Annotated in this window: 18 protein-coding genes; 5 read left to right on the top strand and 13 right to left on the bottom strand. The window is 48.1% G+C overall.

All coding sequences use genetic code 11. From position 1 onward, the window contains the following. Positions 1-230 precede the first annotated feature (230 nt). The 10 genes from NATSA_RS06125 to NATSA_RS06080 form a co-directional block, all read right to left on the bottom strand. Positions 231-3,737, bottom strand: a complete 3,507-nt coding sequence (locus NATSA_RS06125) for a hypothetical protein (protein ID WP_210511116.1) — start codon at positions 3,735-3,737, stop codon at positions 231-233. Positions 3,738-3,837: 100 nt separating this feature from the next. Next, the gene (gene rplI, locus NATSA_RS06120) at positions 3,838-4,287 is read right to left on the bottom strand and encodes a 50S ribosomal protein L9 (protein WP_210511115.1); all 450 of its coding nucleotides are present in this window, start codon (positions 4,285-4,287) and stop codon (positions 3,838-3,840) included. A 23-nt stretch (positions 4,288-4,310) separates the two neighbouring features. Further along, on the bottom strand, positions 4,311-4,562 hold the full coding sequence (gene rpsR, locus NATSA_RS06115; protein ID WP_210511114.1) for a 30S ribosomal protein S18: 252 nt from the start codon (positions 4,560-4,562) through the stop codon (positions 4,311-4,313). A gap of 37 nt (positions 4,563-4,599) precedes the next feature. After that, positions 4,600-4,968 (bottom strand): 30S ribosomal protein S6, encoded by a 369-nt coding sequence (gene rpsF, locus NATSA_RS06110; protein ID WP_210511113.1) that lies wholly within the window; start codon positions 4,966-4,968, stop codon positions 4,600-4,602. 152 nt (positions 4,969-5,120) lie between these two features. Next, a complete protein-coding gene (locus NATSA_RS06105) occupies positions 5,121-6,551 on the bottom strand; it encodes an NADH-quinone oxidoreductase subunit N (protein WP_210511112.1) in 1,431 nt (476 codons plus the stop codon). A gap of 9 nt (positions 6,552-6,560) precedes the next feature. Continuing rightward, positions 6,561-6,842, bottom strand: a complete 282-nt coding sequence (locus tag NATSA_RS06100) for a 4a-hydroxytetrahydrobiopterin dehydratase (protein WP_210511111.1) — start codon at positions 6,840-6,842, stop codon at positions 6,561-6,563. Beyond that, positions 6,839-8,464: a complex I subunit 4 family protein gene (locus tag NATSA_RS06095; RefSeq protein ID WP_210511110.1), complete on the bottom strand. Its 1,626-nt coding sequence runs from the start codon at positions 8,462-8,464 to the stop codon at positions 6,839-6,841. Before NATSA_RS06095 ends, NATSA_RS06100 begins: the two co-directional genes overlap by 4 nt. Before the next feature lie 18 nt (positions 8,465-8,482). Next, complete coding sequence (gene nuoL / locus NATSA_RS06090; protein WP_210511109.1) at positions 8,483-10,504, bottom strand: NADH-quinone oxidoreductase subunit L; 2,022 nt, start codon at positions 10,502-10,504, stop codon at positions 8,483-8,485. A gap of 73 nt (positions 10,505-10,577) precedes the next feature. After that, complete coding sequence (nuoK, locus tag NATSA_RS06085; RefSeq protein WP_210511108.1) at positions 10,578-10,880, bottom strand: NADH-quinone oxidoreductase subunit NuoK; 303 nt, start codon at positions 10,878-10,880, stop codon at positions 10,578-10,580. Then, positions 10,873-11,394 (bottom strand): NADH-quinone oxidoreductase subunit J family protein, encoded by a 522-nt coding sequence (locus NATSA_RS06080; protein ID WP_210511107.1) that lies wholly within the window; start codon positions 11,392-11,394, stop codon positions 10,873-10,875. Before NATSA_RS06080 ends, nuoK begins: the two co-directional genes overlap by 8 nt. Positions 11,395-11,664: 270 nt before the next feature. Between NATSA_RS06080 and NATSA_RS06075 the strand changes: the two genes are divergently transcribed. Together NATSA_RS06075 and NATSA_RS06070 are read left to right on the top strand one after the other, a co-directional pair. After that, positions 11,665-12,636 carry an AAA family ATPase gene (locus NATSA_RS06075; RefSeq protein ID WP_246481718.1) on the top strand — a complete coding sequence of 324 codons (972 nt, stop codon included), beginning with the start codon at positions 11,665-11,667 and terminating at the stop codon, positions 12,634-12,636. Between the two features lie 84 nt (positions 12,637-12,720). Further along, positions 12,721-12,972 carry a hypothetical protein gene (locus tag NATSA_RS06070; protein ID WP_210511105.1) on the top strand — a complete coding sequence of 84 codons (252 nt, stop codon included), beginning with the start codon at positions 12,721-12,723 and terminating at the stop codon, positions 12,970-12,972. A gap of 102 nt (positions 12,973-13,074) precedes the next feature. On the opposite strand, the gene nadA is transcribed toward NATSA_RS06070, so the two are convergent. From nadA to cmk, 3 genes are all read right to left on the bottom strand, one after another. Beyond that, the gene (gene nadA, locus NATSA_RS06065; RefSeq protein WP_210511104.1) at positions 13,075-14,115 is read right to left on the bottom strand and encodes a quinolinate synthase NadA; all 1,041 of its coding nucleotides are present in this window, start codon (positions 14,113-14,115) and stop codon (positions 13,075-13,077) included. 103 nt (positions 14,116-14,218) lie between these two features. Next, complete coding sequence (gene rpsA / locus NATSA_RS06060; protein WP_210511103.1) at positions 14,219-16,246, bottom strand: 30S ribosomal protein S1; 2,028 nt, start codon at positions 16,244-16,246, stop codon at positions 14,219-14,221. Positions 16,247-16,384: 138 nt separating this feature from the next. After that, positions 16,385-17,056 (bottom strand): (d)CMP kinase, encoded by a 672-nt coding sequence (gene cmk / locus NATSA_RS06055; protein WP_210511102.1) that lies wholly within the window; start codon positions 17,054-17,056, stop codon positions 16,385-16,387. 171 nt (positions 17,057-17,227) lie between these two features. Between cmk and rpsT the strand changes: the two genes are divergently transcribed. The 3 genes from rpsT to NATSA_RS06040 all read left to right on the top strand — a co-directional run bounded on the left by rpsT (position 17,228) and on the right by NATSA_RS06040 (position 21,919). After that, positions 17,228-17,479: a 30S ribosomal protein S20 gene (rpsT, locus tag NATSA_RS06050; RefSeq protein ID WP_210511101.1), complete on the top strand. Its 252-nt coding sequence runs from the start codon at positions 17,228-17,230 to the stop codon at positions 17,477-17,479. Between the two features lie 95 nt (positions 17,480-17,574). Further along, on the top strand, positions 17,575-19,086 hold the full coding sequence (gene gpmI, locus NATSA_RS06045; RefSeq protein ID WP_210511100.1) for a 2,3-bisphosphoglycerate-independent phosphoglycerate mutase: 1,512 nt from the start codon (positions 17,575-17,577) through the stop codon (positions 19,084-19,086). A gap of 163 nt (positions 19,087-19,249) precedes the next feature. Next, positions 19,250-21,919 (top strand): ATP-dependent Clp protease ATP-binding subunit, encoded by a 2,670-nt coding sequence (locus NATSA_RS06040; protein WP_210511099.1) that lies wholly within the window; start codon positions 19,250-19,252, stop codon positions 21,917-21,919. The last annotated feature ends 19 nt before the right edge of the window (positions 21,920-21,938 follow it).

Genomic DNA, 21,938 nt, shown 5'->3' with positions numbered 1-21,938 from the left:
TGACAGCTGCCGATATCAAAACTGTCTGTTTGCTGCAAGAGTAAATATATCGATATATTTTCAATTATAACTATTCGGGCAATACGGAATCTGCCGGTTTTAATAATAAGACTGCAGAAAGTTGCCGGTCACTTGGTATACAAGTCTATCCTAAACGCGTGCATTCAGAATCAAATTATTCAGCACCGCGCATTTTCATGTAAAAAAACTCTCCTGAGGGAAATTTTATGTTAAAAAACAGCATTAACTGTAAACCTGAGTGTCTGAATAGCCGGTCTGTCCACAAGAGTACGTCCGTCATATTGCAGACTGGCTCTTAAAAAATCACTTATCCGGTAATCGGACTGAACAGACCACGACCACGTCTGCCCCAGACCTGCACCGTCGGTCAGCTCAAACTCCCCAAGGCTGGTTGATGGCCCGCCTTCAAGTTCATAATCCCTGCGCTCCAGTCTGAGAGTTGACTGAACCCTTCTTCCCAAAGTAATCCTGGAATCTATGGCGCCCGTATACCCTGTTACTCTTGCTGCTTCGTCAGGGAAATTATCAGTTTTATTCAGATAAGCAGCAGAGATCCCCGTCTGAACCGATGAAGTCCACCTTATGTCCAGTCTTGGCCTGAGCTCTGCCCCGGATATCTGATAATTTCGGGAAGCAAATGTTTCACTTTCATTGTCACTCCTTAGCAGCACCGCCTGCAGTGTCGTGCGATAGCGCCTTGTGAGACGCAAACCTGCCCGCAGCTGAAGATTTGCCACTTCCCGTTTTTCGATGCCCGATGCCTGCTGGTTCTGCGACAACAATCTGTCGGCAGTAAGTCTGAGTTCCCGGCGCGTGTGGTTCCGGAAGAATTCCACATCCTGTTCAATATAAAGCCTGCCGCTGATGGTCAGGGAGTCATCCCTGAATTCGTTCAGACGCAGCAGGTAAATATCCTCCAGCTGCTCGGTGCGGTTCTCCTCATTAATGTCAATAATTGACTGCCATCTGATGCCCGCCAGAAAATTGAGCAAATCGGAATATTGCGCGTCATAGGAGTCAATTATCCTCGACGGGTCGATGACAGTCCGCCACCGTGCCCGCAGAGCAATTACCGGAAACAGCTCATCGGAAGGAACCAGCTGCTTGATGAACGTACCTTCATTGGGACTCTGCTCCGGAAAAAATTCATCGACTTGCTGCACACCGTCATCATTGAGATCTATCCACACATACTGACCAAGCTCCGGCCCTACTTCAACAAAAGCCTCCTGTAGCAGCGGGCGTCTCTCGGTATTGGCATTGTACAGGAACTGCGTTTCTATCAGACGGTTCCACGGGCGGTAATCCGTAACCGACCGCACCAGGACTCCCCGGCTGTCCATTCTTTGCTGCTCCAGTCTGAATGCATCTTCAAATCTGCGTTCTCTGAGCCCGAGTGTGTTTTCTGTCTGAAACAGGTTCCCGCGGCGGAAGTTTAATACGTACCGCTGCGTGACCCCGGATGATTCGCTTGTTAACTCCCCGTCCAAAACACCCCTGTCTTTTCTGTAACGAACCGATCCGCCGATCCTGAGCTCATCCGAAACCTGGAAAAACAAACCGGGCCCGACTTCTGTAAACCGAAATGACGTTGGAAGGAGTGTATCAGCCGGTATGTTTTTCTGTATGCGTTCCTCCTGTTCAAACATTATTTCAGGCTGGATGGAGCCAAACGGCAACGGTATTTCGTAATCTGCCTGGCCCCGCTGCCGCAGCCACGACCCTTTTTCATTTAAATGCCGGTCCTCACTGTCAACCAGTTCAATACGATAATCAACTCCGGGCAGACCTTCTTCTGCAGACTGAATGCGCAGGTCACCGCGGGTACCATCGAAACCACCCCGCTCGATATGTCCGGCACCTGCCAGTATTTCCGTCTGATCGGACGGCGCCAGTCCTGCATTTCCTTCCAGTCTGATTTCACGGGCTTTTTCCAGCTCGGAAATATTCCAGCGCCTGTCGAACTCCACTTCCCGCACCCGGTCAAAATAGGCGAAGTTTTCTCCTTCATAACGACCCCTGACATCAAGCGAGAGCTTGCCGAACCGTGTCTGATACGGTCTGAGTTCCATGCCACCCAGAAAACTCATATCCTGGTTATCTTCATTGTCAATCGGAGACAACCGGTTCTGATCGAATGAACTCCCGGCCCACTCGCCGTAGAGATCCAGGTGCCGGGATGCGCGGACACGGCTGCGCAGCGCCACCATGTTTTGCTCGATCGGCCTGGAGAGTCGCCGTTCGGGCATGTAATTACCCATTCCCGGGCCGGCCCATTCATACAAAATTCCGTTAGCCGCCCTCCCAACCCTCCGGTAGTCTCCCTCCCCGTCAGGCACCCTGCTGAACTGAACCCGGTACACCCCCGATGAGTCTCCGGGAATATGCTCAAATACCCGGTACGTTTCTCCTTCAAACACAGTGTCAACTTTACTGTAGAGCAGAAAATCGGCATCGCGGCGGAATCCGACAGAATCAGCACCGCTGATCACAGCTCTTTCGGGATCATCACCTGCATCGCGGAGGACATCCCGTTCTGATTCGGAAAGAAATGTTTGCGTGCTGAGGTTGACATTATCGGCTTCCCGGATGACCGTTGCCCCGAAAGAGACGCGGTTGTTCAGCAACTGATCGTATTCCGCCTCGGCAGCCAGCACGGTACGGGTATAGGCATCTCTCAGATATTGAAAATCTACGGTTATTCGTGTATGGTCTGTAATGATGCGGTTGGAGGTAAAGGTAATCTCACCGAGGCCATAGTCAATGACATAGTCATTTTCCTCACCTCTGACCATTCTCTCTCCGTCAATGTACACTCTTTCTGATCCGGCGAGAACGATAATAAAGTCTTCGTTATCTCCTCCGGTAAGCCGGTACGGTCCCTGGACGCCATCTTCACCGCTGAACTGCATTTCCCGGTACTGGCCCCGGACAACCGCTGCAGAACCCTTATAGTTGCCATAAGGGTCGAGGGCGGCCTCGATGTCTACACCCTGCAGCCGACGGTCGATGGCGGCAAAATTGCTCTGATCAAGCTGCATATCCACATCACCCATCTGAAGAGTGCCTGCTTCGTGCATCAGTCGGATGTAAACCTGATCAAACTCACGCAGCGTCTGAGTGGTTCCGTCCGGCTGGATGGGGGTGCTGCGATCGGTCAGTGACGCGATGACTTCGAGATCATCGGTAATCCGGCCGCTGATGTCAAAGTTAAGTCCGCTTTCCAGCGAGAGGTCCTGATTAGTTCCTACGACGACACCGCGGCGCAGACTCCCGCTTCGTTGCAGATCCGTATCACCAAACAGGTCCTGCTGCCTGAGAGGGCGGCGGGTAACCTCGACAGGACCATCGGGCTCCTCTTCGGCATCAACGGTATCCAGCTGCACCCGTTCCCTTGCGGCTATGGTCGGCGGAAGGTCTATCGGCCAGAATTCATAGTGAAAAAAAAGGGAGTCGAACCGGCTGCGGTACTGAGCGTCGCGGTTCCAGGTCCAGGTTCCGGTGGCCGGATTAAGCGTCCATTGATCTTCCGGCAGCTCAAGTGTATCTGCGCGCACACGAAACGTTTCAGGCAGAATCCACTCGTCGAGCTGAAAAACCGAATCTTCTTCAGCAATCGCAACGCTGCTTCTGTTTTCAATGGACACCTGAGCCAGCAGCTGAGTACTGAGGCAATGGCAGACCAAAAGGATCAGAAAGGCAGTTCGTATAATCAAAAGACCGAATAATTACCCGGTAAAAAAAAAGGAAACACAGGGTAACCTGCATTTCCTTTTCAAAACGATGGAATGACAGCCGATAGTCTTTCGGAAGCCGTCAATCCTGTGCTTTTACAACCCAGAAAGTCAATGTTGCATTGACCTGTTCATGCAGGTTGATTGTCGCAGTGTATTCACCCAGCTGCCTGACATCCTGGTCAATCTGAATCTTGCGCCGGTCGACATCAAACCCTTTGTCTTTGAGCGCATCGGCGATATGTACATTGGTAACGGTACCAAAGATTTTTCCTTCTTCGCCGGCTTTGACAGCGATGGTGACATTGGTGTTCTGCAGCTCTTCTGCTGTTTCCTTTGATTTTTCAAGATCCTGGGCACGTTGCTCGAGGACTTTTTTGAGCTGATTGTCAACGGCTTTTTTGGCACTTTCGGTGGCAAGTACAGCCTTGCCGGTCGGTATCAGGTAGTTGCGTCCGTAACCGTCTTTGACCTCAACAACCTCACCGGCCAAACCCAGTTTTTCGACATCCTGTTTGAGAATTACTTGCATTGATTTAACTCCTGGAAATGTGTTTATCTGAGATTTTCGGCGACAAATGGAAGCAGTCCGAGGTGGCGGGCCCTTTTGATGGCCAGTGAGAGCTGCCGCTGATATTTGGCGCTGGTGCCGGTTACGCGGCGTGGGAGGATTTTGCCCTGATCGTTTACGAATTTCACAAGGGTATCCACGTCTTTATAATCTATGTATACAACCCCGGCTTTGGTGAATTTGCATTCTTTTTCCTTGAGGTTGCCTTTTTTGGGATGTGCAGGATTTTTTAACATAATATTGTTTTTTTCAATTTATACAGGTGGCAGATATCTATTCCTCTTCAGCAGTCTCAGAAAAAACGACGGGAAGTTTCCCTTTTTTCTGGAGCTCTCTGTGCTTCAGCATCTTGTTGTCATACTTGAGGATGAGATGCCTGATAATATTTTCCTGCAGCCGGAAATAACGTTCGAGATCATTTATAATCGTTACCGGGGCATTGAAATATGCGTTGATGTAATACCCGCTGTTTTTACCATCGATTTCGTAGGCGAGCCTCTTGATACCCCACTCGTCGATTTCATCGATTTCAGCTCCATTTTCTTTCAGGAACGTTTCAAAGTCTTCTTTTACCTCATTCACCTGATCCTCTTCAAGTACAGGATTGATGATAAAGGTTGCTTCATAAAAATTTGTTTTCATATTACCTTCGGTTGTTTTAAAAAACAGCCGCCGGTGTCTCCGGCGGCAGGCGGCGCAAATATACCAATAATATCAGCTTTTTGCAAAATACCCGCAATTCACTGATGCAGTCATCCGGATGAATATAACTCCGGTCCGTCACAATTACTTCATCAATACGGAAGGCCCTTGAATGAACCCAGAAGTTCAACGAGTCCTCCGGGCTGAATTCCAAAATAAAGGGTAAGCGCAGCAAGGACCAGCAGAGCTCCGGAATACATAAAACCGGGCCGAATCAGAGAGATGCCGGATTCGTTTTCTTTCATGTAGAGATGTACGAGCGGTCGCAGATAGTAGTAGACACTGGCTGCACTTGCAAGGACGCCAATAATGACCAGACCTATCAAACCCTCATCTACAGCAGCGGCAAAAACCCTGTATTTCCCGATGAAACCGGCAAATGGCGGAATTCCAACCATGGAAAACAGGAATATGGCCATCATGACGCCCATCACCGGCTGCTGATATCCCAGACCGGAATAATTTTTTATCTCGGTAAAGTCAAAACCTTTGTGCCATTCATAGAAGGCTACAATACCAAAAGCTCCGACATTCATGAGGGTATAGGCAAAGAGATAGAACAGCACAGCGCTGTATGCAGCATCGGTTCCGGCAGCCAGGCCTATCATGATATATCCGGCGTGGGCTATAGATGAGTAGGCCAGCATGCGTTTGACGTTGTCCTGTACCAGGGCCAGTATATTACCGATTACCATGGTGAGGACGGCGAAAACCCACATCACATCCGCCCATTCAGCCCGCGCTTCAGGGAGCGCACGGTTCAATACCAGGATGAATGCGACAAATGCAGCGGCTTTGGATGCGGTAGCCATGTAGGCTGTAATGGTTGTCGGAGCGCCCTGATAAACATCGGGAGTCCACATATGGAACGGTACGGCAGATACTTTGAAGAAAAAGCCGACCAGAAGCATTGCCACTCCGGCCCAGTAGATCATTCCTTTTTCTTCGGTGGCTGCTATGTCGACAAGGAAGGTAGATCCCGATGCCCCGTAAAGAAGTGCGATTCCGTAGAGGAGAAAACCGGTAGTAAAGGCTCCAAGCAGGAAGTATTTCAGTGCTGCTTCGATGCTTTTTTTCTCGTTCTTTACCAGTCCCGCAAGGACATACAAAGAAATTGACATCATTTCGATGCCAAGGAAAAGTGTTACGAGGTTATTGGATATAACCAGTATCAGCATCCCGAAGGAAGCAAACAGGATCATGGAATAGACTTCAGCAATATGACTGCCGGTCTGCTCAAGATAGTCCCTGGTCAGCAGAAGTGAAAACAGGGTTCCTGTCATAACCAGAACGGTACCGAACGCAGCCGTTCCGCCATAGGTGGTCAGACCCATGAATGCTTCACCGGAAGGACCAAAAAGATCAAACACCGATGCAACAAGAGCGGCAAATGAGAAGATTACGGTTACAACAAAAGCCTGACGGGCATTACCGGTGAATGCATCCAGCATCATTACCAGTAGCGCGCCCGTCCCGACAATAATTGCAGGCAGTATGGTCAATAGTTCGTTTGCTGATTCCATGTATTCTGTTTAGATAGCGTCGATACGTTTGGCCAGTTCGGTATCCTTGTTTGTAATCTTGCCGCCGGCATCATGCGTGGCAAGCTGAATGCGGACATCCTTGTAGACATTGAACAATTCGGGATGGTGTCCCAATTCTTCGGCTTCGAAAGCCACCCTTACCATGAATGACATGGCTTCCCTGAAGTCCGAAAATGAAAATTGTTTGGTCAGCTTGTCATCTTCAACTGACCAGCCGTCAAGATTTTTTAGTTCCTGTTCAAGCTGTGCCTTGTCCAGTTCCTTGCTCATAACTCATTCTCCTTTTGATCGTTATCGGTTTTGGAAGCAAGCTGCGGGGTAATGTCATACAGTTTGGCAGCCCATCCGGGAATGTTTTCAGCGGATGCATTTTGAGCGATGACTTCTGCACGGTTCTGTGTATCCTCAATCATGTGGGTCACTTCTGCTTCCGAGTACTTTGTGAAATCTCCGGGCCGGATACCTATCCATACGATAAAAATCATGATGGGTACCAGAAGTCCGATTTCCCTGGCATTGATATCCGTGAGCTTCTCATTTTCTTTGTTGGTAATTGGTCCGAACATAACACGCTGGAACATCCAGAGCATATAAGCAGCTGCCAGAATCACGCCCAGCGCTCCGATTATGGCATACCAGTAGGAACCAAGAGTTTCAGACTGGAATGTACCGACGAGAATCAGGAATTCTCCCACAAAACCGTTCAGGCCGGGCAGTCCTATGGATGCCAGCGTAGCCATCATGAACATTACTGTAAACACGGGCATTTTTTTTGCAATACCGCCGAAGTCGGCAATCATCCTGGTATGGCGGCGCTCATAAATCATCCCCACAATAATAAATAACGCCCCGGTTGACAGTCCGTGATTGACCATCTGAATAATCGCACCCTGGGCACCGGTCGTGTTGAATGCAAACATACCAAGCACTACAAATCCGAGGTGACTGATGGATGAATACGCCACCAGTTTTTTCACGTCCCGTTGAACCATCGCCACGAGCGCACCGTAAATAATTCCGATAACACCCAGGACGGCAAACATGGGAGCAAAGGCGATAGCGGCGTTAGGGAAGAGAGGAATCAGGTAACGAAGTACAGCATAAGTCCCCATTTTCAAAGCAATGGCCGCCAGAACCACAGAACCGGCGGTCGGAGCTTCGGTGTGCGCAAGCGGAAGCCAGCTGTGAAACGGAAATATGGGCACTTTGATGCAAAAGGCGAAACCAAATGCAAGGAACAGCCAGGTTTGTTCAACCAGGCCAAGCTGGAATGCAGGGTCGGTCAGCAGGCGCCAGTCGGTGGTAAAAACGCCGTCGTTAACCATGTTTCCAGCGGCATACCCTGTATATATGAGAGCCACGAGCATGAGCAGCCATCCGACCAGTGTATAGATGAAAAACTTGACCGTAGCATAAATGCGGTCTTTGCCGCCCCATATCCCGATAAGGAAGAACATGGGGATTTGGGTAAGCTCAAAGAATATGTAAAACATGAACAGGTCAAGTGCCGCGAAGACACCGAGCGAGCCGGTCTGCAATATCAGCAGCATGGAGTAAAACCCGGCGACATGTTTTGTGATGGACGTCCAGGAAGAAAGTACAACTATCGGAGCCATGAATGTAGTCAGCATGAACAGAAGCATGCTCAGCCCGTCGAGTCCCATCATGTATTTCACATCCCAGTCCCCGAGCAGGGGTTCAGAGACGGTCAGATACTGCGCTGATCCGGTTGCCGATATGTCAAAATTCAGAAGAAGCGGTAAGGAAAGCACAAAAGCTGCTGATGTGATGAAAAGGCTGGTCCACCTGACCCATTCATCCTTCCGTATAACCAAAAGGAGCAGCGCACCGAACAGCGGCAGATAAATGACAATATTTAGCAGTAATTCCATCTATTCAGGATAAATTTGTTATCGAAACAGCAACATATAGACAACCAGGATGACGCCCAGAACAATACCGAAGGCGTAGGTCTGAACCAGTCCGGTCTGGAAATAGCGGAACACGCTTCCGAAAAAGCGAACCAGTGCGGCAACAAAGTTGACAAACCCGTCAATGGCTTTCATATCGAAAACGGCAAGAAAGCGGTCGGAAAAGCGTACTGTCGGACGGACGATACCTCCTTCGTAGATTTCATCGAATTTGTATTTCTCGTCCCATACCTGATACAGAGCGCCAAGTCTTTTGGAGATGCGTTTGTCAGAAACCTCCAGCTGGCCTTCTCCGTACATCCTGAAGGCCAGAAATACGGCGACCAGTGCAACAATGATGGCTCCGAACAGAAGCACCCACTCTACTTCTTTGGAAAGTACAAGTTCGGTTTCAAGTGTGACGATATCCAGCCACCTGCCGATGATGTTCACATCCGCGGATGTCCCGGTGAACGTTGCCACAACGAAGTTGGGAATGCCGATGAATCCGCCGACGATGGAGAGTCCGGCAAGAGCCCAGAGCACCGATGTCATCGTAAACGGGCTTTCATGGAGATAAGAGGCGGATCCGCGCGCCTGTTCGAATTTCTCGGGCAGCCGGAAAGAGCCGTGAAATGTTCCGAATGTAAGGCGGAACATGTAAAATGCGGTCAGGAATGCCGTGACAACACCTATCCCCCAAAGCCCGAAGTATACTGCGCCGTACTCTCCCATTCCGGCATTGAATGTCATCATCAGAATCTGGTCCTTTGAAAAGAATCCCGCGAGCGGCGGGATGCCTGCAATGGCGATGGTCGCAATAAGGAAGGTTTTATATGTGGAGGGCAGATAGTCTTTGAGCCCTCCCATATACCGCATATCCTGGGGATCGAAATGCACATCCTTCCCCTGGTCATGCAGTTTGTGCTCAACATGATGCATGGCATGAATAACCGATCCGGAACCAAGAAACAGACAGGCTTTGAAGAACGCATGGGTAACCACATGGAACATGGCCGCTATATAGGCGCCCGAGCCAAGTGCCAGGAACATGAAGCCCAGCTGAGAGACGGTGGAATAGGCAAGAACGGTTTTGATATCGTACTTGGTAAGGGCGATGGTAGCGGCGATGATAGCGGTAAACGCTCCTATCACAGCCACAAAGAGCATCAGTTCGGCAGAGATCATGAAGAACGGCGACATTCTGGAAATGACGTAAATTCCTGATGTCACCATGGTTGCCGCGTGGATCAGTGCGGATACCGAGGTGGGACCGGCCATGGCATCCGGAAGCCAGACAAACAACGGTATCTGCGCGCTTTTCCCGGTTGCACCGATCAGTATGAGCAGACCGATGATAAACACCTGATCTGCAGTGAACAGGCCCGTTCCGGCAAGAATATCTTCAAAACGCAGAGATCCGATCACCTGAAAGATCATGAACATGGCAATGAGGAAGGCAAAATCGCCTACTCTGTTGTACAGAAATGCCTTTTTCGCGGCATCGGATTTTGCCATATCGGTATACCAGTAACCGATCAGCAGATAGGAGCAAAGTCCGACACCTTCCCAGCCGAGGAACAGCAGCAGCATGTTATCGGCAAGAACGAGATTAAGCATCGCAAAAATGAAGAGATTCAGGAATGCAAAAAACTTCCAGAACCCTTCATCATCGGCCATGTAGCCGATTGAATAAAAGTGAATAAGCGCACCTACACCTGTTACTACCAGTGTCATGACAAGCGAAAGCTGGTCAAGCCGATAGCCGATATCTGTCGTAAAATTGCCGGCTTCAATCCAGGTGAAAAGACTTATCGATGCAGCTTCGCTGTCAGACTGCATTGCAATCAGCAGCCAGACCGCCATCAGAAAGGGAATAAAAACTGCGAGTGTACCAATTCCGCCGATAAGGGATTTTTTATTCCGGAATGATTCGGAGGCAAGTCCCATCAACCCGTTTATCAGGAAACCTGCAAGCGGAATGAGAACAATCCAGGGTACTAAATGAACATATGCGCTCATGAAATTACAGTGTTACCGGTTTTGAATGAACCATCGTCATCAGGATGATCATAGTTAACAGAACGTTGTGAGGTTACCATCGCAGGAGATTTATCCGGGACACGTCAACGGTGAGGTTGTTACGGTATATGGCGATGATAATGGCCAGTCCTACAGCTGCTTCAGCAGCGGCAATACAGAGTGCGAAAAAAACCAGTATCTGCCCGTGGACATCGGCCAGCTGCGTACTGAAAGACACAAGTGTAAGATTAACCGAATTGAGCATCAGTTCGGCACACATGAAAATCACGATCGCATTTTTCCTGGTCAGAACACCAATGACACCGATGGTGAACAAGACAGCAGACAGACCGAGGTACCAGTCCAATTCAATCATTTGGCTTCTTATCGCTAAGTTTACGTTGAGCAAGGAGCAATGCGCCGACAACTGCGGCTGTAAGCAGCATTGCGGTTACAAGTACAGGCAGAATATATATGTTGAAAAGAGCATCGCCGATGCTCTCCACTGTACCAATCTGAACGATTTCCGCGGATACATCGGGGAGAGTCCCTGTGTAGCTGGAAATCGCGTATAAAAGCTGGGCAAGCACGATTACCCCCAGAAAAAAGGCCAGGATATATTTGACACTGAGGCGTGAAAGCAGATTTTCCTCATCTGAGAGATTCAGCAGCATGATGACAAACAGAAAAAGCACCATAATTGCACCGCCATAAACCAGCACCTGAACAACGGCAAGAAACTGTGCTTTCAGCAAGAGGAAGATCCCGGCAACTGAAATCAGATTCAGGACCAGAAAAAGGGCGCTGTTAACGGTATCCCTGCTTGTGATCATGCCAATGGCTGCTGCTACTGCCAGTGTTGCAAACAGGACAAATATGTAAGATTCCATGAATTATCGCATTTTGAAAATGTGCAACAAGGTACCTAAAAATCTCTGTGTCTTCAAGAAGAACTATCAATTCTTAACGACTTCTGTGAAAAAGTACCGGTGCTGTGACAAGGCAGGAGTCGTTTTATAATAGCTGATTTTTTTTAGTAAATTCGGGCATGAATTTAAGAAAAATATGATTTTTGTTCAGCTTTTTTACCGGCCGGCAGAATTCGGACAAAACAAAACCAATGGAGTCACATGATATTAAAAGGTCCTGACATACAGGAAATGACTGAAAAGGTCAGAGAATCCAGTTTGTTTATTGATGACATCACCGAAGAGCTGGACCGGGTCATCATCGGGCAGAAACAGATGATCAGCAGGCTTATTATTGGCCTGCTTTCTGACGGCCATGTCTTGCTGGAGGGTGTTCCCGGCCTTGCAAAGACGCTAACGATTTCAAGCCTTGCCAAAGCTATCAATACGGGCTTTCAACGCATACAGTTCACTCCGGATCTGCTTCCTGCCGACCTTGTGGGTACCTTGATTTTCAATCAGAGAACGGGTGAATTTACTGTCAAAAAGGGACCAGTATTCTCGAATATCATACTTGCAGATGAAATCAACCGCTCACCTGCGAAGGTACAGAGTGCGCTTCTGGAGGCCATGCAGGAGCGCCAGGTCACCATTGGTGAACGCACCTTCCCGCTTGACGACCCTTTCCTTGTTCTGGCAACACAGAACCCGGTTGAACAGGAAGGCACCTACCCGCTGCCCGAGGCCCAGGTGGACCGTTTTATGATGAAGATCAAAATTGATTATCCGTCAGAGTCGGAAGAGATGGAAATCATGAGACGAATGGCCCGGACAACTAAAAAGGAAACACCAAAAGCGGTAGTACATCCTCAAACCATTCTTGAAGCCAGAAATACAATAAACGAAATATACATAGACAAAAAAGTTGAGCAGTATATTGTCAATATTGTAATGGCCACCCGCAGTTCTGCAAAATATGGTATAAAAAAAATACAGGGTTTGGTTGAATACGGGGCATCACCCAGAGGGACGATTAACTTGAATCTTGCTGCCCGCGCACATGCTTTTATACAACACAGAGCATATGTTACACCGGAGGATGTAAGGGCTGTTGCCTATGATATTCTTCGTCATCGTATAGTTTTAACATATGAAGCTGAGGCAGAGGAAATTCAAACAGAGGATATCATTGAATCTATACTGTCACACATTCAGGTACCATAATATAATTTATATTCCGACGTTGACATTTATGTAAAGTTGTAGTTAGTTTTATGTACATACAATGCATCAACCTAAAGAAAAAAAATGAAACTAAAATTTGTTCCCAGAACTGATGTGCGAGTCACAAAAAAAAGCTCTTCAAAATTCCGGCCGTTAATTGAAGCTTTGAACAAGCTTGAACCAGGTGGTGATGCTCTTGAAGTTACCTACAGCAACGACAAAGAGTTAAATTCCATGAGAAATGTTGTATACACATACAACAGAGAAACCGGTGCAAAAATCAAAAGCGGCAAAGATACGGTAAACGGAAAAGTATTTTTCTACAAGGAAAAATAGATTTTTTCACACCTGTATTATCATCATTACAAAAAAAAGCCTTCAAAATTACCTGAAGGCTTTTTTTATGTTATACAAAGTGAATTCAAAGAGTTAAGCTGGTCAGCTTAACTCAAGCATCCGGTCAAGGCTTCGTTTGGCCCTGAGCCGGATGTCTTCCGGCACCTCAATCTGATATTTGTCTTCTCTGAGTGAAACCAGTGTATCCTGCAATGTTATTTCGTTCATATGCGGGCACCGAATGCTGCACATGCGCAGCATTTCCTTTTCAGGGTTTTCAGCCGCGATGTTATCCCCCATTGCGCATTCGGTAAGAATGAGAAAACGTTCCGCATCAGACTCCCTCACAAATCGCGTCATGGCAGTAGTTGATCCGCTGTAATCTGCCGCCTGTACAACTTCGGGCGGACACTCCGGATGAGCCACAACAACAGTATCGGGAAATTGTCTGCGTGCATTTTCAATATCTTCAACAGTAAATTTATCGTGCACCTCGCATCGCCCGTCCCATATGACCATATCGTCATTACCGGTTCGCTCGCTGCCGGGGTAAATCACATTTTTTCCTGTTTCTCTTGCAATATTTTTTGCCAGAAACTCATCGGGAAGACAGATGACGGAGTCAGAGTCCAGTTTCCGGACAATGTCAGCTGCGTTGCTTGAGGTGCAGCAAACATCTGTTTCCGCTTTTACATCGGCATAGGTATTGATGTAGGTAACAACAGGAACACCGGGATATTTTTCCTTCAGTTTTTTTACATCCTCAGCAGTTATACTTTCCGCCAGCGAGCATCCGGCAACCCTGGCAGGCAGCAGCACCATTCTTTCCGGATTGAGAATCTTTGCGGTTTCCGCCATAAACCGTACACCGCAGAATACAATACGTTCTGCATCGGTTTCCGCGGCAATCCGGGCAAGGCCGAGTGAATCCCCGACATGATCCGGGATACTGTAAAAAAGAGCCGGTTCCATATAATTATGGCCAAGAATGACCGCATTTTTCTCTCTTTTCAACCGGTTGATTTCATAAGCTATTTCAGCTTTGATAACCAACTCTGTTTCCGGCACAATACCCTTAAGCTTATTCTTGAGCTGTTCAAGAGTTTGTTGTGCATTCTGTGGTACTGTAGTATAATCACTCATAACCTTTCAGCAGTGTTGTAAAAAAAAAGGAGGTATAAGGCGCTAACGCAATTTATACCTCCTTTCATATTAAACATAGAAAAAACAAACAAGTAATTACTGATTACTTGCCATCTTTCTTATCGTTGTCATCTTCTTTTTTCTGAAGCTTCTCTTTCAAATCCTGCAAGCCGGACATTTCACCGAGGGTGAGCGCACCCGAGGCTGAACCTGCGGCAGCTTCCTGCTCTTTCTGCTTTGTTTTTGCCGCAGTCTCTTTCTTTTTGTCCATTTTGCCGATTTTGTTCTGGCTCACGACAATACTTTTGTTGTTCTCATCAAATTCAATGACAACAACTTTTATCTCATCATCTTCCTTGTAGGATTCTGAGAGATTGTCGCCGTGCTCAGCTTCCCTGGCCGGCATGAAAGCATCCACACCAAGCGGCAGTGTAACAAAGACCCCACGGTCCGTTATCTTGCTCACCTTTCCTTCTGTTTCGTTGCCAACAGCATACTCAACAGCATACTTTTCCCAGGGGTTATCTTCAATCTGCTTGTGTCCAAGCGAAATACGGCGATTGTCGAAATCAACCGAAAGAATGACTACTTCAAGTTCATCACCTTTGTTGACAATCTCACTCGGATGGTTAACCTTGCCGGTCCAGCTCATATCGGATATGTGTACAAGTCCGTCTATGCCGGGCTCCAGTTCGACGAATACGCCAAAGTTGGTGAGGTTCCGGACAACGCCCTTGTGTTTTGATCCGACAGGATACCGCTCAAGCAAGTCCTCCCAGGGGTCTGACTGAAGCTGCTTGACACCAAGCGAAACTTTGCGTTCATCCTTGTTTATATTCAGAACGACGCACTCTATCACCTGATTCTTTTCAACCAGCTGTGACGGATGCTTTATGTGCTGGGTCCATGACATTTCACTGATGTGGACAAGACCTTCAACACCTTTTTCGAGCTCAATAAAGGCTCCGTAATCCGCAATGGAGACGACTTTACCCTGAACATGAATTTTTTCCGGATACTTGTCATCAATCTCATCCCACGGATGCGGCTGAAGCTGCTTGAGTCCAAGTGAAATTCGCTTCCGCTCCTCATCAAACTCCAGAACAACCACATTCAGGCGCTGATCAAGCCGAACGATTTCTGATGGATGCTCAACGCGTCCCCAGGAAAGGTCCGTGATGTGAAGAAGGCCGTCAACACCGCCGAGATCAATAAAGACACCAAAGTCTGTGATGTTTTTGACCACACCTTCCAGAATCTGACCGGGCTCCATGCTGGCCAGGATCTGCTCGCGCTGCTCTTCCAGATCGGATTCGACAAGAGCACGGTGTGAGACAACGACATTTTCACTGGACATATTCAGTTTGACCACCATGAATTCCATGGTTTTGCCGACATAGGCATCAAAATCGCGAACCGGGCGCACATCAATTTGTGAGCCTGGAAGGAAGGCGTCAATTCCGTGGATATCAACGACCATACCACCTTTGATACGTCGTTTGATATAACCTTCGATAATTTTCTCGCTGTTGTGCGCCTCTTCAATATCCTGCCATACACGAAGTGAGTCGGCTTTCCGGCGTGAAAGTACGAGCTGACCGTCACGGTCTTCGACTTTATCAAGAAAAACCTCTACTTCATCTCCGACTTTAAGTTCTTCAGGATTTTTGAACTCGTTAACGGGAACAATGCCCTCGGATTTAAATCCGATATCAACAATGACATACTTGTCATCGAAAGTGAGAATACGTCCGGTTACAATTTCTTTTTCCGTGAAGGCGGTAAGCGTTCCCTCGTACATGCTGACCATCTGATTGTACTGGTCGTCATCATACTCTTCAGAGGCTTCTTCAAGCTCCTCGAGCTTGTATACCTTGTCGCCAACTTCACCTTTGAAAGCAGGGATGGAACTTTCATCCACTTCTGCGACGGCTTGTTCTGCCGCGGCATCCTGACCAGCCGCTTCTTGACTGCCGGCAGACTGACTGTTCATGCCTGCTGCTTCTTCAGATGTATTCTCCTGATCCTGTGCTTCTGTTTTCTGATCAGCACTTTCATCGGACTGATTTGCTTCAGTCTGGCTATTTGCCTTTTCCTCGTTTTCGAGTTCTTTTTTTACTTCATCGGTCATTTAGATATCCTGTATTTCTGTGAGCCGCCTGATACAAAACTGCACGCTATCAGGGGATTAAGGTTTATGTTTCAGTTATAGTTTTGATTCTGTTCCTCCTGAAACCATCAATTGCCGCTGTTTGCAACATATTGATTTTCAGGAATTATTCTCCGTACGCATACTACGTACAAAGTCGGTAATTCTTGCTACTTGTTCTTCAAAAGTCAGGTACGTCGAATCAATTTCAACAGCATCATCCGCCTTTTTCAGCGGGTCGATGTCGCGTGTTGAGTCGATTCTGTCCCGCTTTTCAACGTTTTCACGTACCTGCTCGAGGCTTGTGTCCGCCCCGGCACGGGTCTGCTCGTCAAATCTTCTGCGAGCCCTGGCTTCCGGAGCCGCGGTAAGAAAAAACTTGTAATCGGCGTCCGGAAACACAACGGTTCCCAGGTCACGGCCTTCCAGTACAACACCTCTTTTCCTGTCCCCGGAAATCTCGCGGAGAATTCGGCGGACCTCATCTCTGACTTCAGGCATTGCCGCAACTTCACTTACGCGATTATTGATTTCCGCTGACCGTATTGTCTGCGTTATATCCTTGTCACCATGAGTCACCCGCACATTATCTATATGAAAATCAAAGTGCAGGTCATGATTTTTCAGCGCTTCAGTCAAACGGGACTTATCAAAATCATTGATCATAAAAAGATACGTAAACCCGCGGTATACAGCTCCGCTGTCGACGTAGTCACTTTCTGTGCGTCGGGCGACTTCTTTTGCCGTAGTACTTTTTCCGGCTCCGGCCGGACCATCAATAACTATGATCAAGGATTAATCAGATTACATCCGGTTTGGTAATAGAACTGAAAATGTGGGGAAATTTATGCCTTATCTTCTTTCTTTGCAAAAATTTCTTGTATAAAGATCGATATTATGATAAATTTGGATTCTGTATTGAAAATAATCAAACTGAAACCAAGAATGATTTTCTAAGCAAATATGCCTCAACACAAATCAGCAGAAAAACGTGTTCGCCAGTCTGCCAAACGTCGTCTGGCGAATCGTGAAAAACGATCCAGAATGCGCACACTGACCCGTAAAGTTCTGGAAACAGACAAAAAGGAACAGGCGGAGCCCCTCCTGAATGACGCTGTATCCTACATTGACAGACTGGCCTGCAAGGGACTTATCCACAAGAATACGGCAGCCAACCGGAAATCACGCATCGTCCGGCACGTCAACAGCCTGTAACAACAGGTAGTACCATTTCTTATTCATTCCGTCATCCGGTACATGCTGCAGGACCGGCAGGGCCGGATTACTGACGGCCAAACACTATTTTATCCATGGCCAAAGCTCTTCTTGCAATTCTTGATGGTTACGGAATCCCGGATGATGATTCTGTAAGCGCCATTAAAAAAGCCAATACCCCGTTTGTCGACAAGCTTCTTGAAAGCAAACCCAATTCAACCCTGAGTGCATCCGGTATGGATGTCGGACTTCCCGATGGACAGTTCGGCAACTCTGAGGTCGGGCATCTCAACATCGGTGCCGGACGCATTGTCTGGCAGGAATTAACCAGGGTTAACAAAGACATTTCCGACGGAGGCTTTTTTGAAAACAAGGCATTGCTTGAGGCAGCCGAAAAAGCCAGGAAGGCAGGAAAGGTTCATATCATGGGCCTGTTTTCTGACGGCGGCGTGCACAGTCACAACGATCATGTTTTTGCATTGCTGAAATTCTTCAGGCAGCAGAATATTGAAAAAATTTACGTGCACGCATTCATGGATGGCAGGGACACCTCCCCGCACGGCGGTCTCAACTATATCAGACAGTTTCAGGAAAAAGCCGCGGAGATTGGCGGTGGCAAACTTGCTTCCATTGTGGGACGGTACTACGCCATGGACCGTGACAGACGCTGGGAGCGTACAAAACTTGCCTATGATCTTCTCGTCCATGGAGAAGGAGTAAAAGAGAGTGATCCGGCCAAAGCCGTTCAGGCCTCGTATGATGAAGGGGTGACGGACGAGTTTATCAAACCGATACTTCTCGATGACTCGGCATCATCCCGGCTTGAAAAGGATGACCCTGTTGTTTTCTACAACATTCGCGGTGATCGCGCCCGTCAGATCACCTCTGCCCTTACAGACAGCGGGTTTGACGGATTTCCGGTCGAAAAAGACCTGAATCTGCACTATGTCTGCTTTACCCAGTATGACAAGCGCTACACCAATGTCCATGTCGCCTATCCTCCCCTTTCAATGACCAACACACTCGGTGAGGTCATTGCACACCATGGGTTACGTCAACTCAGAATAGCCGAAACAGAAAAATATCCGCACGTGACCTACTTCTTCAACGGGGGTGTTGAGGAACCCAACGAAGGGGAAGACCGGAAGATGATTCCGAGTCCGAAAGTGCCGACATACGATCATCAGCCTGAAATGAGTGCCCCCGAACTTACCGATGAGCTTGTCAAAATCATTCAGGATGACTCTTACGATATGATCATTCTGAATTATGCAAATCCGGACATGGTTGGTCATACCGGTGATTTTGATGCTACGGTCAAAGCCGTTGAGACCATTGATCAGTGCCTCGAGAAGGTAGTCAATGCGGCAACCGAACAGGACTACAAAATTATTGTAATTTCTGATCACGGAAATGCGGACAAGATGAAAGAAAGCGACGGGAGCCCACATACGGCACATACTACTGCCCGGGTTCCCTTCATAGTGATCAACGCTCCGGAGGTAACATCGGCCAGGGACGGAATACTGGCTGATGTGGCACCATCGCTGCTGAAACTGATGGGCATCTCCCAACCGGAAGAAATGGACGGCAAGGCACTGATCTGACATCTCCTGAAAAGCATCACCCGGCGCACATAACGGTACTTGCATTTACACTAAGCCCTGTATAGATTCGTTAGTTGATTCGAACGCATGCAGGGCTTTTGTGGTTTTTGTAGGACGCAAGGGCGTTGCCCGGTAATCATAAAACAGAATCTGAATTTTTTGTATGGAAGGGAATTTTTCAAACCGAGTGCGGGATGTCATCCAGTTCAGTCGTGAAGAAGCTTTGCGGCTGGGGCATGACTACATTGGCACCGAACATCTGATTCTGGGCATATTGCGCCTCGGCGATGGTGTTGCAATCAAAATACTAAAGAACCTCCGGTGTGATCTTTACAAACTGAAAAAGACCATCGAAGAAACCATCCGCGGAACCGGTGCTGCGGTTACTGTGGGGAATATCCCCCTGACAAAGCAGGCCGAGAAGGTATTGCGGATCACCTATCTGGAAGCCAAGCTCTACAAGAGCGACACCATCGGCACAGAACATTTATTGCTATCCCTTTTACGGGATGATGAAAACATCGCTGCACAAATCCTGCAGCAGTTCAATATCACATACGATGCGGTTCGTGAAGACCTGGATCTCATTGTATCAGGACAGGCACCAAAATCGTCAGAATCGTCACATACAAGTTCCAGCGAAACTCCGTCATCGCGAAATCCAAAATCATCCTCAGGCAGCGCAAGAGAAAGAAAAATGGAAAAAACAAAAACCCCCGTTCTTGATAATTTCGGACGCGATCTGACCAAGCTTGCCGAAGAAGACAAGCTCGACCCGATTGTCGGTCGCGAAAAGGAAATTGAGCGAGTCGCTCAAGTGCTCAGCCGCCGGAAAAAAAACAATCCTGTGCTTATCGGTGAACCCGGTGTCGGTAAAACGGCGATAGCCGAAGGACTTGCACTGCGGATTATAAAAAGGAAAGTGTCGAGAGTATTGTATGACAAACGGGTTGTGGCACTTGACCTTGCAGCACTGGTGGCCGGAACAAAATACCGCGGCCAGTTCGAAGAGCGTATGAAAGCGATGATGAGCGAACTTGAAAAAACGCCCGACATCATCCTTTTCATAGATGAGTTGCATACGATTGTCGGAGCCGGTGGTGCCAGCGGTTCGCTTGATGCCTCCAATATGCTTAAACCGGCACTTGCCCGCGGAGACGTACAGGCCATCGGAGCCACCACGCTCAATGAATACCGGCAATATATAGAGAAAGACGGGGCTCTTGAGCGGAGATTCCAGAAAATCATGGTTGATGCAACAACTCCGGACGAAACCATGACCATTCTCAATCAGATCAAGAGCAAATACGAGAAACACCACAGCGTGCGGTACTCTGAAGAGGCGATCAAAGCCTGTGTAACCATCACCGACCGCTACATAACCGACCGGTTTTTGCCGGACAAGGCCATTGATGCGCTCGATGAAGCCGGCGCGCGGGTCCATCTTTCGAACATCACAGTGCCCGAGCATATCATAAAGCTTGAGGAAGAAATTGAGCTGACCAGCACGGAAAAAAACAATATGGTCAAAAAACAGCGCTTCGAAGATGCGGCCAGACTTCGTGACAAGGAAAAGCGGCTCATGGAGGAACTCGAAAGTGCGCAGAGAGAATGGGAGAAAGAGTCTGAAAAAATTGTCTATGATGTTAATGAAGAGGATGTTGCCAGCATTGTTGCCATGATCACCGGCATTCCTGTGAACAAAATTGCCCAAAGCGAGGGACAGAAGCTTCTGAAGATGAAAGAAGAGCTGTCCAACAATGTCATCGGACAGGATGAGGCCATTACCAAGCTGAGCAAGGCCATCCAGAGAACCCGGGCCGGACTGAAAGATCCCTTCCGCCCGATCGGTTCATTTATCTTTCTCGGGCCCACTGGTGTTGGAAAAACAGAACTTGCCAAAGTAATGGCGAAGTATCTTTTCGACAGTACCGATGCACTCATCCGCGTAGATATGAGTGAATACATGGAGAAATTTTCCGTCTCCAGACTTGTTGGTGCCCCTCCGGGTTATGTCGGATATGAAGAAGGCGGAATCCTGACCGAGAAAGTCAGGCGCAAACCGTACAGTGTGGTACTGCTTGATGAAATTGAAAAAGCACATCCTGATGTATTCAACCTCCTGCTGCAGGTGCTTGATGATGGCATACTGACCGACAGCCTCGGCCGCAAAGTGGATTTCCGCAATACCATCATCATTATGACTTCCAATATCGGAGCAAGGGATATAAAAAATCTCGGACGCGGAATCGGATTCTCCAATACCGAAGCGACGTTTGATTACGCCAAAATGAAAACCACGATCCAGGATGCACTGAACAAGGTTTTCAATCCGGAATTCCTTAACAGGGTGGATGATGTGATCGTATTCAAGCCGCTTGAAAAAGAGGATATCTTCAGGATTATCGACAACATGTCAGAAGAGCTCTTTGTGCGGATCAGGAACCTTGGCTACAAGATCGACATCAGCAAAGGTGCAAAAGAGTTTCTGAGTGACAAAGGCTTTGACCAGAAATTTGGTGCACGGCCGCTCAAAAGGGCAATCCAGCGCTATGTTGAGGATCCTCTTGCCGAAGAGATACTCGGTGCTGAGAAAGCCGAGGGGTCTGTGATCAAAATCAAGATGAACAAGGCCAGGGACGGACTGGCGTTTGAATGGAAAGCGCCTGAAACGTCATCCGATAAAACCGGAAGTTCCCCCGGGTCGCAGAAGGAAAGTCAGCAAAGCTCAGATGCGGCAAGTTCAGACGGTGGAGGTACCGGAAACGGGGGGCCTTCGCAGCAGGGTGACGCGAAAGGCGGACAAACTTCGGAAAAATACTCCGAAAATTAGTCAAGCGGATACGCAGCGG

The organism is Natronogracilivirga saccharolytica (assembly GCF_017921895.1).
Classification (GTDB): domain Bacteria; phylum Bacteroidota; class Rhodothermia; order Balneolales; family Natronogracilivirgulaceae; genus Natronogracilivirga; species Natronogracilivirga saccharolytica.
Note: the sequence above shows the minus strand (reverse complement) of the source record. Positions and strands in the feature narration are given on the sequence as shown.